The sequence below is a fragment of the Burkholderia sp. Z1 genome (assembly GCF_014893795.1).
GTDB lineage: Bacteria > Pseudomonadota > Gammaproteobacteria > Burkholderiales > Burkholderiaceae > Burkholderia > Burkholderia theae.
On sequence record NZ_JACFYL010000002.1, the window covers coordinates 1 to 14,595 of the forward strand.

Consider the following 14,595-nt stretch of genomic DNA (forward strand, 5'->3'; position numbering starts at 1 on the left):
GTGAGATCGCGAACGTTGGCGGCCGACGGCCGGATGCCGAGATCGAAGAACAGACGCTTGCATGCGTGCAGCGACAATTCCTGGCGCCGCGCACCGCTTGCACGCAGCGATTCCAGTTCGTCCCGAATGACTTGGCGCATTTCGTCCAGGGTCATGGCAGAGCTCACAGACATTGAAGTGTGGCAATCATAACGAAATACGTATTCTTTGATACCTGTTTCGGGTCAACGTTGTGAATTTACGTCGCTGTGCACAGAAATCGGAGCTGTGAGCCAATCCGGATGAACGTGGTCCGGAATTCCGTGAAACAAAGCGAAGAAAGTCAGCCAAGTCCTTGTAGCACAAGCATTTTCCAGCAGACCCCGAAATCCGGCATTTGTTTCACATGACAGCGGAACCGATTGCCTGTGGGTGTTCAGGGTTTGGGGTATCTGTGGAAAACTCGTCGGCCCATGTCTTGAGAGTATTAGAAGTAAACACCCTTGAACCCTTAGTTAAAAACGTTAACGCCACGGCACAGCCTTACGTAGCAAGGGTTTCCGGCCGGCAAGGTGAAGTTTTACGGGAGCCAAGGTGATCTTCTGCGGGAGCTGAAGTGATTGGGTTCGGGGAGCTGCGTGAGCCGTTGCAGGAAAGGTCGTGAGCGGATTCGGGATCACAGTGAAACACGAGATTTCCCAAAGGTGAGGGTTTTCGGGGCCGCACAGCCACAGAACCCGCGCTGTGCCGGGCTGCACAGTTTTCTGCCTGTGCAGACATAGGTGAGAATTTGCGGGACCCTCTTTGTGCCCCGATTCTGCCCATCTTTTGGGCAGTTTTTACGAAAGGTGAGATTTCACGGGACTCCACGGGAATTTGGTGTGAGGATTTCCGGGAACCGAGCGCCATTTTGCACAGCAAAAGTGCTCTCAGGGGCCTGTGATGCACTAAAGGTGAGACTTTTCGGGAGGAAAATCCGGGTTTTCCTGCCCCCATCCCGTTGAGGTGAGCTTTTTCGGGAACGGTATTTGCTCAGAAAATGGTCAAAGGTGAGGCTTTTCGGGACCTGTGAACGGCCGGATTCGCCGAAAAGCCCGCCAGGACTGGAAGAATCCTCGTTTTTGCTGTGCCACTTTTTGGCACAGGTGAGATTTTTCGGGGGGCGACACACGGTTGTCGTATGAAGGATTTCCGTCGAAAGGTGAGGCTTTTCGGGGGACCTCTGCGATGCACAGCCAAATGCCTTCTGTGCATAAGTATCGGAAGGCATTGGGGTTTTTGATACCGCGACGGTTACGGTGAGGTTTTTCGGGAGCCGTTCTCGTGGCCGTTGCTGTGCCGCATTTTTTCAATAAGGTGAGGCTTTTCGGGAGGCTTTGGTAGCGAATCCCACGCGTGTCGGGCGTTTGTTGCCATCCGAACGAAACAACAAGCTGTGCTCAAGGTGAGCATTTTCGGGATCCGATACGATTGGCGCGCTGTACAATGCGCGCCCGGGCCGGCAAAGCATGCTTGGGAGACCGGCACAGGCCCGTTTCGAAGGCATCTTTCCGGATGCCGGAGCGGATGACAATCTCCCGGCAAGCCGTGCCTGTACATGCATACAGCCCGATGCGGGGCGATCGGGGACGTGCGGTGAGGTGCAATCGCAACCCTGTGCCGAACTCACGGCTGGGCAGTCGCAAAATTACGACAAATAGAAAGGTGAGCCGATACGGGAGCGTATTCCGCACGTGTCGCGCACAGGTGAAATTCTGTGAATCGGCGCATCCCGCAGCACGTCTGGACGAGTCCGGAACGCTGCAATTCCGGACCGGTGAGCGTTTTCGGGAGCGCTTGGGGTGAGTGCCGTTTTGCACGCGCGCTTCACCGGCTATGGTGAGCATGTCGTTCTGGACGCACATCACCACAGGCGCTATCCTTCCGGAAAACTTCCTCTCCGACCCGACGCATGGCCACGACGAAGCGCGCCAAGAAAACTGATGTGGATGTGGTGAGTGCCAGCTCAGCCGAATTGCGCAAGGCCGTCGAGGCGATCGCAATTCAGCCGAAGAGCGGCAAGATCACGCTCCTGACCCGCAAGCTGTTCAACGTCCTGCTGGCTGTCGCGCAGCAGGCCGACGACTCGGGCGATACGTATCGCGCGCTGCTGTCGGATATCGTCGCCAACTCCGCCTTCGATTCGAATGACACCGCGTTGGTGAAGGAACACCTGCGCCGCATGGTGTCGGTGCAGGTCGAATGGAGCACGGGCACGTCGAGCCAGAAGCCGGGCCGCAAGTGGGGGATCTCGACGCTGATCGCCGACGCGGAAATCCTCGAGGATCCGACGACCCGCCGCGTGTGGGTCGAATTCTCGTTCGCGCCGAAGATCAAGAAGAAGCTGCTCGACCCGGTCCAGTACGCGCGCCTGAGCCTGCAGTTCCAGAGCCAGCTGCGCAGCAGCGCCGGCCTCGCGCTGTACGAAATCTGCGTGCGTTATCTGACGAACCCGAGCCACCTGACGATGCGCGAGCAGTGGGAATGGTGGCGGCCGATCCTGTCGGGCACGCCCGATACGGAAGCCGGCGACGAGGCGAAGCGCGAGTACAAGTACTTCAAGCGCGACTATCTGCGTCCCGCGATCGCGGAAGTCAACGCAGTCACCAATATCTTCGTCGAGCTGATCGAGCACCGTGAAGGGCGCCGGGTCGCGGAGATCCAGTTCCGCGTGACCGAGCGCAAGCAGCCGATGCTCGCGCTCGACGAACACCCGAACGTGTTCGACAGCACGCTGGTCGACCGGATGGTGAAGCTCGGGATCCCGCTGAAGGAAGCGCAGACGCTTTATGCGGACAGCGAGGAAAACCGCATTCGTGCCGCGCTGCAGATGACCGAGCAGCGGATGCGCAGCACGACGCTGCCGCCGGTGCGCAGCGCGCCGGCGTTGTTCAAGGATGCGTTGAAGAAGGGTTATGCGCCGCCGGTCGAGTCCGTCGACGCGCTGCCTGCCGGCACACCGTCCGCGAAGGTCGCGGCGGCCCAGCCGGACGATCTGAAGGCACGCCTGCTGAGCGAATTCGCGGCGTTCCGCCGCAAGGAAGCGAAGGTGCTGTACGAGGAGCAGGGCGATGCTGAGCGCGATGTGGCGCGCGAGTCGTTCGAATCGGAGGCGCTGCCGACGATGGGCACGCATCTGCGCGACGACTGGCGCAAGCGCGGCCTCGATTCCAAGCTGGCCGAGACGGCCTTTTTCGACTGGCTGGCCCAGAAGACCTGGGGCGAGCCGACGGACGGCGACCTGCTGTCGTTCACGCTGAACCAGTCGCGGGCCGCCTGACGCCCGCTCAGGCCCGCTGACGGGCCGCCGCCGGCCGCCCGTTTGATCGGGCGGGCCCGGCGTCTCACCAGGCCCTGCCGGCCGCCTCCATCACTCCGACAACAGCATCCGCTCGAGCTGCTCGAGGATCGCGTCGCGCTTGTCCTTCGGGAGGCCGCGCAGGCGCAATTCGATGCGATCTTCCCCATACGACTTCAGGTCGCCGACCGACTTGCCGCCAAGCTTGATCTCGAGACGCTGCGCGTAGCGCTGACGGCCCGCAACCTTCGGCGTTTCCTGCGCCGCGACGCGTCCCTTGACGATGTCCGACACCTGGCGCGTGCTGAGATCGTCCGATACGATCTTGTTGATCAGCCGCAGCGTGGCCTCGGTGCCGCGCGCATTGTGATAGCGGCCGACCTGATACGCCATGTTCGAGCCGAAGCGATCGGGACGCGAAACCATTTCCTGCATGATCGCTTCCGGCAACTTGCCGATCGACAGCGCGACCGCCACCGTCGACTCGTCGAGGCCGAGATGCTCGGAGAGCTCCTTCTGGCTCTGGAAATGCTTGTCGTCGAGGAAGCGGCGCCACACGACGGCATTGTCGAACACCGTCTGCGAATCGCGCTGGACGTTGAGGTCGTAGCCGAGCTTGTAGCTCTGAATACCGATCGGCACGTCGATCACGATAGCCTTGACCGATTCCTTGTTCGCCTCTTTCAGCGCCCGCACACGGCGGCCGCCATCGCTGACGAAATACGTGCCCGGGTTGTCGTAATCCGGGATCACGTGGATCGCCTGCTGTTGCCCTTGCTTCGCGAGGTTGACCGCGAGTTCGGCAATCGACGACTTCAGATAGAAGTGCCGCGGGTTGAACGGGCTATGTTTGATCGCCTTCAGCGCCAGCTCGATGACCTGCCCCGGCGCATAGCGGTTCTCGAGGCGCCACGCGCGATATTGCGGCGATTCGTCGATCGACGGATCGAACGTGAGTTCCGGAGCGGGCGGCGGCGCGATGTCTTTCTTTGTGGACTTGGTCGGAGCCGGAGTGGGCGTCTCGGATTTGACGATGCCGTCAATCGCATTGAGCCGATCGAGCGCCGTGCGCTTCTCGCTCGTCGTGATATCCGGGCGCGCTTGGAATCCTTTTGCAAATTGGGAAGGTTTCATGTGACTCCTTTGTGCGCATAAAGTCAGGGCAGCATGGCGACGATTTCGTCGGCACATGCGCGAATTTCGATGGCGGCCAGCTTGCCGCCGCGATCGTTCATCTGCAGGACGGTCTGACCGAGCGCCATCGCCTGCTTGTACGCTTCCCGGGTCGGGATCTGCGTTTTCAGCAGCGGGAAGCCGAGCTCCTCGAGCGCGCGCTTGAGCTCGCGGGTCAGCATGCGCTTCTCTTCGGTCTTGTTCAGCAGGAAGACGGCTCGGAGGTCTTCGTTCATGACCTGCGCTTGCTGGATCAGCTTGACCAGCCCGACGCTCGACCAGTAATCGGCCGGCGACGACGAAGTCGGGATCACGGCAATCGATGCGGCGAGCAGGACGACGCCGGATACCTTCTCGGTGATCGACGGCGGGCAGTCCACGACGATGATGTCGTAGTCGTTGATGAACTTCTTGATCTCGCGATGGATCTGGCCGTCGGCTTCGGCAAGGTTGACGACCGGAAACGGGATGCCGTTTTCGCTGTCACCGGATGCGCTCGACCAGTGAACCAGCGTGTTTTGACGGTCTGCGTCGATGACGAGGACGCGCTTCCCTTTTTCATGGAACGCGGCACCGAGGTGCATGGCAATCGTGCTTTTGCCGACGCCACCTTTTTGTTGAGTGACTGCAATGATTTCCGCGGCCAATTTTCACTCCTATTTTGGTCGTTGGAATTCTACAGGACGATATTTATATTTCAATGAAATTGTCGTTCGGCAACTACGCGTTAGCCATTCGGGCTATCGGTTTATGCGCATAAACGAACCGGCGGTGGTCGGTGGCGCGATCGAATCGCGTTGCTGATGCCGGGAGAGGTCGACGCGCGACTCGATCGTTGGGTCATCACGAGGTGCATCGTCGGCACGCGCGGCGGGTTGCTGCGATCTCGATGTGCTCTGCCCTATCGGTGGGAGGTGGGCTGTTTGGGCTCGGAGCCGGTGAGTTTGTGCGCATAAACTCGGCGGAGATCGAGGCGGTCAATCGTGTGCAGGGACGGTCTGGCGTTCCCGAGCGTGGGCTATGAACTGCACACCATGGCCTTGTACGCAGCTTCGATGCGTGCCATCGAACCCGTATGCCGAGGCACAACGGGCTGTCGGGACGCTACGTTTATGCGCATAAACCGGGGGCGATGGATCGCGAGGGGCGACGAATCACGTGCCGGCCTACTCGAATCCGCCGCGAAGCGATGCACGGACGAGGCAGCCTATCTGCGCAGTGATCGCGTCGATGCCGAGGTCTCGGTGCGCTGGCGAACGATGAATCCGCGACTACCTCACGTGACCACCACACGCTTTATGCGCATAAACCCACCGACGTATCCACTTGCCGTCTGCTTCCCTCGCGGCCCGACACGACGCTCGCAAAGCGTTGGCTCACCGATCCCTATCCGTCATCCCGGATAACGACCCGCCCGACTTTATGCGCATAAACACATCAATGCATTGACGCACCCCCCGATGGCTCTCCCCTTTCATGCCTCGCCACAACACCGCAAGCGTTACCACTCCGCTCCCGCGAAGCATCGAATCCGCACCCGATCTCGCCGCAACCGCCTCACCGAAACACCCGATACAGACTGGCTACAATACAGGGCTCTTCCATCCAGGCCTGAATGATGATCACGATCTACCACAACCCCCGATGCTCGAAGTCGCGCGAGACGCTTGCGTTGGTCGAGTCGCTGAATACCGCCGGCGCACCGTTGAACGTCGTCGAGTACCTGAAGACGCCGCCGACGATCGAGGAACTGGAAACGCTGCATCGGCAGCTTGGCCGCCCGGTTCGCGACATGCTCCGCGACGGCGAGGAGCCGTACAAGGCGCTGAATCTGGCCCGCGCGGATCTGACCGACGCACAAGCCTACGCGGCGATCGTCGCTCACCCGATCCTGCTGCAGCGGCCCATCGTCGTCTATCGAGGGAAGGCGGCCATCGGTCGGCCGCCCGAATCGGTGCAAGCGCTGTTCGAATAATTCTTGGCCGGCGTATTTTTCTTATTGCATCGGCCCGGCGCATGCATCGGCAATCGAAGCCGATGCGATCGCCGGGCAGCAAGCCACCCGCCGTCCGGACGATAGCCGCAACGCGCGTCTAGCCCTCTCCGGACGACGAGCCGTCATCGTCAGGCCCCCGCCCCGCCGCCGCTTTCGCGGCCGTCCGCAGCAGCGCAATCTGCCCGCGATAGGCTCTGCATCCGCTGCAGGTCGGCAGGTGCACGCGCACCCGCAGGCGCTCATGCAGGGTCAGATGGCGGTCGAGCGCATCCGACAGCAGGCGCGTCACGTCAGTACATTTCCCCGGCAGCATCTTCGGTCGTCAGTCCTTTTTCGCTCAGGCAGGTTCGCAGGCGCGTGCGCGCTCGATACAGCAGCACGCTGCAATGATTCGTCGTCAGCGTCAATTCGTTGCAGATGTCCGTGATCTCGACATCGAGAAATTCTCGCATCATGAACACGCGCCCGATCTGCTCCGGAAGGTGGTCGAGGCAGACCTGGAACAGCGTCCAGAATTGCTGCTGCTGCAGCAGCGTTTCGGGTCGCGGCCACGGGTGCGGTTTCGTATGCGGGGCCCAGTGCCCGTTTTCCTTGAACAGCTCGCGATCGAGCACGGATTCGCCGTCGAGCTCGGCGTCGAGCGCGGACAGGCTCACCGTCCGCTGCCGCGCGCGCAGCACGTCGATCAGCTTGTTGCGCAGGATGCCGAACACCCAGGTCTTGTGGGCCGACAGTCCCGCGAAATCGCCCGCGTGCGACCACGCGGCGGTCAGTGCTTCCTGCACGGCGTCTTCGGCCGCGTCGGTATCGCGGAGCTGGAGTCGCGCGAAGCGCAGCAGGTCGCGCCGCAGTTGCGCGAGATAGTCGGGGTCGTCGTACGCGGACGGCATGTCTGGGTGGCAGTGTCTCGAAGCGATCGCGCTTGCGCCAAAGAGCGGGCGCGTCGTGGTGCGAGCAGCTTACTGGTCACGGTGCCGGCCTGCAACGGATGTTCCGTCACGAATTCACGAAACCGGCCGACGCGCTGCGTTATGCTTGCCGAAACCCGTATCGCGCGTCGACGGCGCCGCGCGGCGGGCAATCTGTAACATCAGAACATAACGGTCGAGTTATCCACAATTTCTGTGGAAAACCTTGTGGAAAGTCGGCCTGACGGCCCCGTCGGGCGGTTCGCGGGCTGGCTTGCCTATAAACAGACCTTTGTCGCCTGTTCGGAAGCAATCGATTCGATTCCTCACTCACCGGAAGGAGAATGCCATGTCCTATCGTATTGCGGTCGTCGTCGGCAGCCTGCGCCGCGCTTCCTGGAACCGCGCGCTCGCGCACGCCGTGATTTCGCTTGCCCCCGCCGATTTTTCGTTCGAGTTCGTCGAGATCGGCGAACTGCCGCTGTACAGCCAGGACTACGACGCGGATTTCCCGGAAGTCGCGAAGCGCTTCAAGCAGTCGATCGAAGCCGCCGACGCGCTGCTGTTCGTCACGCCCGAGTACAACCGGTCGATTCCTGGTGTGCTGAAGAACGCACTCGACTGGGGCTCGCGCCCGTGGGGTTCCAACTCGTGGTCGGGCAAGCCGGGCGCGGTGCTCGGTACGTCGCCGGGCGCGACGGGCACCGCGCTGGCGCAACAGCACCTGCGCAACGTGCTCGCGTATCTCGACGTGAAGACGCTCGGCCAGCCCGAGATGTTCATCAAGCACGATGCGGCGCGCATCGACGAGCAGGGCCAGATCGTCAGCGAGGACACCCGCAAGTTCCTGCAGGGTTTCGTCGATCGTTACGCGGGCTGGGTGCGCCTGCTGAAGTCGGCCTGACGGCTTCAGCCCGATCGTCGCACCCGTTCACGCAGCCGGCGCCGGCCCGCAACCCTGGGGTCACGCGCCGGCGTGTCGCGCGTCGCGCGCTTCGCGGATGCCCAGCAGGATCTCGTCGAGCAGCGCGATGTCGAACGGCTTCGACAGCACGCGAACGTTGACGGTGCGCGTGCGGTCGAGTTCCTCCGCATAACCGGTGACGAGAATCACGGGCAGCTTCCCCGGCCGCTTGTCGATCGCCTCGGCGAGGTCGATGCCGTTCAAGCTGCCCGGCATGTGGATATCCGAAATCACGAGGTCGAACGCGTCGTTCGCGGCCGCGCCCTCGATCAGGCGCAATGCGTCGTCGGCGGTGGGCGCATAGGTCACGCGGTGCCCGAGCAGCGAAAGCAGCGCTTCCGTGCCGGCCGCGACTTCGCTGTTGTCCTCGACGAGCAGCACGTGCAGGCCGGCGAGCGCGCTGGTGTCGTGGACGACGGCGGCCTGCGGTCGCGCAACGATGTCCTCGGCATGCGCGCGCGGCAGGTAGAGGCGCACCGACGTGCCGGCGCCGACCGCGCTGTCGATCGTCGCGAGGCCGCCCGAGCGTTCGCAGAACGCGAACACCTGCGGCAGGCCGAGCCCCGTCCCCATCCCCTGCGCCTTCGTCGTGAACAGCGGTTCGAACGCGCGTGCGAGCACGTCGGGCGCCATGCCCGAGCCCGTATCGTCGAGCGAGATCTGCACGAAATCGCCGGTCAGCGGAAAACCGTCCTCGCGGCGCAGCGTCACGTTGCGTGCGCCGACCGTGAAGCGCCCGCCGGTCGTCATCGCGTCGCGCGCGTTGACCGCGAGGTTGATCACCGCGAGTTCGAGTTCCGCGACGTCGACGCGGATCGGCCAGACGCCGGGCTCGATCGCGACGACCAGCGACGATTTCGAACCGAGCGACGTCTTCAGCAGTTCGCGGCACGTGCCGACCCATTGCCCGATGTCGATCGTTTCGTTGTGCAGCGGCTGCTTGCGCGCGACGCCGAGGAGCTGGCGCGTGAGCGACTGCCCGTTCTTCAGCGCGCGCTCGATCGCGCCGAGTTCCTTGTCGAGATGCTGGACGCCGCGCCGCCGCGCGATCTGCACGTTGCTCGAGATGATCATCAGCAGGTTGTTGAAGTCGTGCGCGACACTGCCGACGAGGTTGCCGAGCGCCTGCATCTTGCGCGACTGCCGGTATGCCGATTCGATCGAGCGCCGCATCGACGCTTCCGCCTGCCAGCGGTCCCACGCTTCCTCTTCCGCCTTCAGCCGCTTGAGCGACAGCCAGATCACGGACCACAGCGCGACCGACGGCGCGAACATCGAGATGAACAGCACGCTCAGGTGTTCGTACCATTCATGCCAGATCGCCGACGTGCGGTAAGCGCACGTCACGTAGACGGGATAGCTGCCGACCTGGCGGTACGCGACGATCTCGCTGCTCGCGCCGTCGTGACGCACGTGCACGACGCCGGCGCGCGGATCGTTGCGCGTGTCGCCGAACGTGACGGTGCGATCGGTGTGCGCGAGCGACGGCGGCGGCGGATACGACGCGATCACCGCGCCGTCCGAGCGCGCGAGCGCCATCGTCATCGGCGTGCTCGCGCCGCCGAGCAGGTCGCGGTAGAACGCGTTGAAATACGACGACTTCAGCGCGATCGACACCATCCCGGCGAACGAACCGTCGCTATGGCGCCGCGCGACACCCGTGTTGAACACCGGAATGTTCTCGAGCTTGAGCGGCCCCATCATCAGCCGCGAGATGTGTTCGATGACCTTGCCGTCGCGGATGCCGGCGAAGTCGTCGCGGTTCGCGATCGACGCATACGGCGCCGGATAGTAGAGGCTGTTGGCAAGCAGCATCCCGCTCGCGCCGAAGATCGACACGGCGGCCACCTGCGGATAACCGCCGCCGATCGTGTTCAGCGCTTCGTGGATGTCGGATTCCTTGCTGCGCACGGTGGCGTCGTCCATGTCCTGCACGAGGTCGACGATGCGCGCATCGAGCGTTTCGCTCAGGTCGAACACCTTGAGTGCGTGCTCTTCGGCGACGCGCACGGTGCGCATCGTCACGTCGCTCGCGGCGGCCTCGCGCGCGTTGAGGTCGTTGTACGCCATCACCATCACGTAGATGCAGGGCAGCACGATCGCCGCGACGAGCAGCACGATCAGCGTCACGCGGCGGACCGCGAAATCGTGCTCGGGCGCGCCGGCCGCGTAGCTTCCGTCGTCCTGCCAGTCGTCGGCGGGAGTGGAGGCGGGGGGGCGGGAGTCGGCAGGCCGTTCGGACGTCATCGAGGAAGCGGGTGAGGCGGAGGTGTCTGCCATCATAAACGAGTTGCGATGGCCCGCTGCGCGGCCCCGTACGCGCGCGATCCTGTCGATTTCGACAGGGGCCAACTGTCAGATTGAAAACGCGACGAATCCGGCAGCGCAAACGTACACAAGGAAAAATTTTGCGTACATATCTCAAAAATGGTCGCGGCTGTTTTCGGAATGACGCGCGATCGGATCGATTCTGTTCGAAATGGTGAATATGGCGAGTTGCATCGCCTTCGGTTTACTCCGAGAATCGCGCCTTGCTTTCCCAATGACAGATATATGTGCCCGCCGGCGTTCGCCGCGCGGTGCGTCGCGCGCACCCGCTCGCGGCGCCCGCGCGCGGCCGCAAGGCGGTTGCCTGCGCCCGAACGCATGACGCCTCAAGAAGTGCGCCGCGCGGTCGTTAACGCGAGAGAGACCATTCCGTATACCGCTTCGCTCCATGCCTTTGCCGATTGTAATTGCCGACGATTCCCTGCTCGCTCGCAAACTTCTGACAAAGGCGCTGCCGGGAGGCTGGGACGTCGACGTCGCGTATGCAACGAATGGTCGCGAGGCCTTGGCGCTCTATCGTGACGGCAAAGCTTCCGTGATGTTTCTGGATCTGACGATGCCCGACATGAGCGGCTATCAGGTTCTGGAGACACTGCGCCACGAAGATCTGAACACGTTCGTGATCGTGGTATCCGCCGATATCCAGCCGCAGGCGCAAGCACGCGTGCGCGAATTGGGCGCGATCGCATTCGTTGCCAAGCCCGTGACGTCGGAGGCATTGCTGCCCATTCTCAAGGAGTATGGGTTGTATGCCTGAATCGGTGTTCACGGCGGAGCAACGCGACGCGTTGCAGGAGATCGCCAACCTTGCGATGGGCCGCGCCGCCGCGCGGCTTGCATTGTTGCTCGGGCGCTTCATCGAGCTGTCGGTGCCGCGCGTGCGCGTCGTGAAAGCGGCCGATGCGGGCGACGCGCTGCGCGAGATGACGGGCATTCACGACAACGTGACCGCCGTGCGCCAGGGCTTTCGCTCCGACATCAAGGGCGAGGCGATCGTGCTGTGCCGTACTGCAAGCGTCGCGCGACTCACGACGGTCGTCGATCGCACGTTCGGCGACGGCGTGTACGGCGGGATGGCGACGCCCGACGAAGTCGTGCTCGACGTCGCGAACGTGCTGATGGGCGCATGCGTCGCGTCGATCCTCGACGAGCTCGGCCGCAAGCCCGTGTTCTTTCCGCCGGGGCTGCTCGGGTCGAACGTGTCGTTCGACGACGTCTTCCAGCCGACCGTGCTCGCGTGGAGCGTCGCGCTGCTGCTCGAGGTGAACTTCGGACTCGAGGATCATGCGTTCCGTGCCCACTTCGTGATGCTGATGGCCGAGGATTCGATGCGCCTGATGGGCGACGCGCTCGACGCGTTGCTGTCCGCGCTATGACGGCCGCCGCCCCGTCGCTGAGCGACCTCGTGATCGAGCGGGTGGGCTTCGGCCTGTTCGTGCTCGACCGCTCGATGACCGTGCTGATGTGGAATCGCTTCATGCAGGACCACAGCGGCATCCCGGCCGCCGACGTGATCGGCCGCAACCTGTTCGACTGCTTTCCGGAGCTGCCGCTCGCGTGGCTGTCGCGCAAGCTCGAGAGCGTGTTCCAGCTCGGCAGCTTCGCGTTCAGTTCGTGGGAGCAGCGGCCCTACCTGTTCCGCTTCGAGCACGACCGGCCGATCACGGGCGGCGTCGACTACATGCAGCAGGACTGCACGTTCATGCCGCTCACGCGCGGCCGCGACGTCGAGGCTGTGTGCGTGACGATCTCGGACGTCACGCACGTGAGCGTGATGCAGCGCGAGCGTGAGGAAGCGGTCGCGAAGCTGCGCGAACACGCGAATCGCGACGGGCTGACCGGCATCGCGAACCGGCGCTTCTTCGAGGCGCGGCTCGGCGACGAATTCGCGCGCTGGCAGCGCTACGGCGGCGACATGTCGGTGCTGCTGTTCGACCTCGACCATTTCAAGACGATCAACGACCGCTTCGGGCATGCGGCCGGCGATGCCGTGCTGCGCGAGACGGCGCGCCGCGTCGCGTCGATCGTGCGCGCGCAGGATACGTTCGGCCGTTTCGGCGGCGAGGAATTCGCGCTGCTGCTGCCGTGCACGAGTCTCGACGAGGCGATGCGGGTGGCCGACAAGGTGCGAGACGCGATCGGCAGCGAGCCGGTCGATGCGGAGGGCGTCAGCGTGCCGGTGACGGCGAGCGTCGGTGGCGCGTGCGCGAAGACGGGTGCGCCGACCAGCGACGTGCTCGTCAACGAGGCCGACGCCGCGCTCTATCGGGCGAAGCGGCTCGGGCGCGACCGCTCGGTCGCCTACGCGTAGGCGCGCCCGCCCCGCATTGCGCGGAGCGGCTGCGACGCGTCACGCCGCGTTCAGCTTTTTGCGATATCGGCGAGCACGCCGGCCAGCACGGCCGGCTGCGACACGAACGGCGAATGGCTGCTGTCGAGCTGGTGGACGTGGGTCGGATTGCCGGGCGCGAATGCGTCGGCTTCGTCGATGAAGCGCTGCTGCAGCGCAGGCAGGATCACGCGGTCCTGCAGACACTTGATGTAGTGGCGATCGATCGCGCCCCACCGTGAGGTGGTCGTCGGAATCGCGGTCGCGAACGGCGCGGCCGGCACATCGCAGGTCATCAGGTTCGCGACGGCCTCGAAGTCGGCTTGCGACACGTCGTCATACAGCGCGCGCTTCGCCAGGTCGCGATACGCGGCGTCGCCGCTGCGCGGATCGATGCGCAGCGCGCCGGCGACGCGCGGGCTTGCGAGCATCAGCGGGCCGAGCAGCTCGCCCTTGTTTTCCGGCGCACGCACGTAGTCGAGGCCCGGCACGCCCGATGCGGGCATGAATGCCGCGAGATAGACGATCTTCGCGATCTTGTCCGGCGCGCGTTCGGCGGCCGCCGTGATCGCGAGGCCACCCATGCTGTGCCCGACGAGCACGACCTTGCCGTGGCCGAGCGCATACGCGTCGTCGACGGCCTGCATCACCTGCGTCGCGTAATCGTCGAGCGTCGTGTTCGCGACCGGCGACGGCTCGGCGCCGAACGCGTCCTTGTCGAGCGGGCGTTCGAGGTAGGACGCGGGAAAGCGGGCATTGATGCCGTGCGCGGGCAGGTCGCGCGCGATCGACAGGTAGCCGCGCGCGGCGAGTGCTGCCGCGACGTGCGCGTAGCACCACGCGCCGTGCCAGGCGCCGTGCACGAGCACGAAAACGGGATGGTCGGACTGCGGGGTGGCGCTTACGTTCGTCTCCATGGTGTCCGTGTGCTTTGAGAAAGGTCCCATCTTAGACGAACCCGCACGTATCCTGACGTGAACGCACGGTGCGATCGCGCGGCCGGCCACGATCCGTCCCTCTTGTCTCGTGCAGGCCACATTTCGTCCGGATCCGATATGAATTTGTGCCGAAGCGCGCTAATTTGATGCTTTGCCCCGATTGCTCCCCATGAACGTCGACTATCTCTTCTATCGGAAGCCGAACAAACCCGGCCCCTATTCGCTCGACGACCTGGGCGAGATCGCGCCGCCGATCGGCCCCGGCGACCTGGTGCGCGCGGGGATCGCGCGCATATTCGAGCAGATCGACTGGCAGGAATCGCCCGACGTACCGGGCGCGTGGTTCGGCACGGGCGGCGCGGTATTCCAGTTCACCGCGGAGCCCGACGGCGGCGTGACGAGTTTCATGGGCTCGCGCCTCGAACGCCGTTCGATGCTGCAGCTGACGCGCGAAATGGGGCTCATCGCGCTCGATCTGCAGCGCGACATCGTTTACGGCTGACCGGCCACCGGCGCCGCGCGACGTCTATTTCCGCCGAAGCCGGCCGCGCCGGCCTGCCGGCGGCTCCCGGCGTCCCGCCGGGCGTGGCGCGTGTCCGCCATCGAACTTCAAAGATTGCTATACTTTCGCCCAATTCCGGCT

Annotated in this window: 13 protein-coding genes and 1 pseudogene; 7 read left to right on the plus strand and 7 right to left on the minus strand. The window is 63.8% G+C overall.

Annotated features, from left to right (window positions below; translation table 11 throughout):
• Positions 1 to 155 (minus strand): annotated as a pseudogene (locus tag H3H55_RS17125) (DNA-binding protein); the annotation flags it as partial.
• A 1,775-nt stretch (positions 156 to 1,930) separates the two neighbouring features.
• Between H3H55_RS17125 and H3H55_RS17130 the strand changes: the two are divergent.
• Positions 1,931 to 3,298 (plus strand): replication initiation protein, encoded by a 1,368-nt coding sequence (locus H3H55_RS17130; RefSeq protein WP_048250666.1) that lies wholly within the window; start codon positions 1,931 to 1,933, stop codon positions 3,296 to 3,298.
• A 90-nt stretch (positions 3,299 to 3,388) separates the two neighbouring features.
• On the opposite strand, the gene H3H55_RS17135 is transcribed toward H3H55_RS17130, so the two are convergent.
• Complete coding sequence (locus tag H3H55_RS17135) at positions 3,389 to 4,450, minus strand: ParB/RepB/Spo0J family partition protein (RefSeq protein ID WP_193102038.1); 1,062 nt, start codon at positions 4,448 to 4,450, stop codon at positions 3,389 to 3,391.
• A 23-nt stretch (positions 4,451 to 4,473) separates the two neighbouring features.
• The gene (parA, locus tag H3H55_RS17140; protein ID WP_193099510.1) at positions 4,474 to 5,136 is read right to left on the minus strand and encodes a ParA family partition ATPase; all 663 of its coding nucleotides are present in this window, start codon (positions 5,134 to 5,136) and stop codon (positions 4,474 to 4,476) included.
• A 968-nt stretch (positions 5,137 to 6,104) separates the two neighbouring features.
• On the opposite strand from parA, the gene arsC reads away from it, so the two are divergent.
• Positions 6,105 to 6,464: an arsenate reductase (glutaredoxin) gene (arsC, locus tag H3H55_RS17145; RefSeq protein ID WP_193099511.1), complete on the plus strand. Its 360-nt coding sequence runs from the start codon at positions 6,105 to 6,107 to the stop codon at positions 6,462 to 6,464.
• A 118-nt stretch (positions 6,465 to 6,582) separates the two neighbouring features.
• Here the strand turns inward: arsC and H3H55_RS17150 are convergent, their stop codons facing one another.
• Positions 6,583 to 6,798, minus strand: coding sequence for a zf-HC2 domain-containing protein (locus tag H3H55_RS17150; RefSeq protein WP_193099512.1), 216 nt, complete (start codon positions 6,796 to 6,798; stop codon positions 6,583 to 6,585).
• Positions 6,776 to 7,375: an RNA polymerase factor sigma-70 gene (locus H3H55_RS17155; protein WP_048250671.1), complete on the minus strand. Its 600-nt coding sequence runs from the start codon at positions 7,373 to 7,375 to the stop codon at positions 6,776 to 6,778. Before H3H55_RS17155 ends, H3H55_RS17150 begins: the two co-directional genes overlap by 23 nt.
• A gap of 367 nt (positions 7,376 to 7,742) precedes the next feature.
• On the opposite strand from H3H55_RS17155, the gene H3H55_RS17160 reads away from it, so the two are divergent.
• On the plus strand, positions 7,743 to 8,297 hold the full coding sequence (locus H3H55_RS17160; RefSeq protein ID WP_048250672.1) for an NADPH-dependent FMN reductase: 555 nt from the start codon (positions 7,743 to 7,745) through the stop codon (positions 8,295 to 8,297).
• 60 nt (positions 8,298 to 8,357) lie between these two features.
• Here the strand turns inward: H3H55_RS17160 and H3H55_RS17165 are convergent, their stop codons facing one another.
• Positions 8,358 to 10,604, minus strand: a complete 2,247-nt coding sequence (locus H3H55_RS17165; protein WP_193099513.1) for a hybrid sensor histidine kinase/response regulator — start codon at positions 10,602 to 10,604, stop codon at positions 8,358 to 8,360.
• 469 nt (positions 10,605 to 11,073) lie between these two features.
• On the opposite strand from H3H55_RS17165, the gene H3H55_RS17170 reads away from it, so the two are divergent.
• Genes H3H55_RS17170 through H3H55_RS17180 form a run of 3 tightly spaced genes read left to right on the plus strand, consistent with a single transcriptional unit; the run spans position 11,074 to position 12,996 of the window.
• The gene (locus tag H3H55_RS17170; RefSeq protein WP_048250675.1) at positions 11,074 to 11,442 is read left to right on the plus strand and encodes a response regulator; all 369 of its coding nucleotides are present in this window, start codon (positions 11,074 to 11,076) and stop codon (positions 11,440 to 11,442) included.
• The gene (locus H3H55_RS17175; RefSeq protein ID WP_048250676.1) at positions 11,435 to 12,061 is read left to right on the plus strand and encodes a chemotaxis protein CheC; all 627 of its coding nucleotides are present in this window, start codon (positions 11,435 to 11,437) and stop codon (positions 12,059 to 12,061) included. The genes H3H55_RS17170 and H3H55_RS17175 overlap by 8 nt, the downstream gene beginning before the upstream one ends.
• Positions 12,058 to 12,996 (plus strand): GGDEF domain-containing protein, encoded by a 939-nt coding sequence (locus H3H55_RS17180; RefSeq protein ID WP_048250677.1) that lies wholly within the window; start codon positions 12,058 to 12,060, stop codon positions 12,994 to 12,996. Before H3H55_RS17175 ends, H3H55_RS17180 begins: the two co-directional genes overlap by 4 nt.
• 50 nt (positions 12,997 to 13,046) lie before the next feature.
• On the opposite strand, the gene H3H55_RS17185 is transcribed toward H3H55_RS17180, so the two are convergent.
• A complete protein-coding gene (locus H3H55_RS17185; RefSeq protein ID WP_193099514.1) occupies positions 13,047 to 13,931 on the minus strand; it encodes an alpha/beta fold hydrolase in 885 nt (294 codons plus the stop codon).
• A gap of 190 nt (positions 13,932 to 14,121) precedes the next feature.
• Between H3H55_RS17185 and H3H55_RS17190 the strand changes: the two genes are divergently transcribed.
• Positions 14,122 to 14,454 (plus strand): hypothetical protein, encoded by a 333-nt coding sequence (locus H3H55_RS17190; protein ID WP_048250680.1) that lies wholly within the window; start codon positions 14,122 to 14,124, stop codon positions 14,452 to 14,454.
• Positions 14,455 to 14,595: the final 141 nt, after the last annotated feature.

Coding starts and splice junctions, on each gene's coding strand:
- H3H55_RS17185 (WP_193099514.1), bottom strand. CDS start 13,931: ATGGAGACGAACGTAAGCGCCACCCCGCAGTCCGACCATCCCGTTTTC.
- H3H55_RS17180 (WP_048250677.1), top strand. CDS start 12,058: ATGACGGCCGCCGCCCCGTCGCTGAGCGACCTCGTGATCGAGCGGGTG.
- H3H55_RS17175 (WP_048250676.1), top strand. CDS start 11,435: ATGCCTGAATCGGTGTTCACGGCGGAGCAACGCGACGCGTTGCAGGAG.
- H3H55_RS17135 (WP_193102038.1), bottom strand. CDS start 4,450: ATGAAACCTTCCCAATTTGCAAAAGGATTCCAAGCGCGCCCGGATATC.
- H3H55_RS17190 (WP_048250680.1), top strand. CDS start 14,122: ATGAACGTCGACTATCTCTTCTATCGGAAGCCGAACAAACCCGGCCCC.
- arsC (WP_193099511.1), top strand. CDS start 6,105: ATGATGATCACGATCTACCACAACCCCCGATGCTCGAAGTCGCGCGAG.
- H3H55_RS17130 (WP_048250666.1), top strand. CDS start 1,931: ATGGCCACGACGAAGCGCGCCAAGAAAACTGATGTGGATGTGGTGAGT.
- H3H55_RS17165 (WP_193099513.1), bottom strand. CDS start 10,604: ATGACGTCCGAACGGCCTGCCGACTCCCGCCCCCCCGCCTCCACTCCC.
- H3H55_RS17170 (WP_048250675.1), top strand. CDS start 11,074: ATGCCTTTGCCGATTGTAATTGCCGACGATTCCCTGCTCGCTCGCAAA.
- H3H55_RS17160 (WP_048250672.1), top strand. CDS start 7,743: ATGTCCTATCGTATTGCGGTCGTCGTCGGCAGCCTGCGCCGCGCTTCC.
- H3H55_RS17155 (WP_048250671.1), bottom strand. CDS start 7,375: ATGCCGTCCGCGTACGACGACCCCGACTATCTCGCGCAACTGCGGCGC.
- H3H55_RS17150 (WP_193099512.1), bottom strand. CDS start 6,798: ATGCTGCCGGGGAAATGTACTGACGTGACGCGCCTGCTGTCGGATGCG.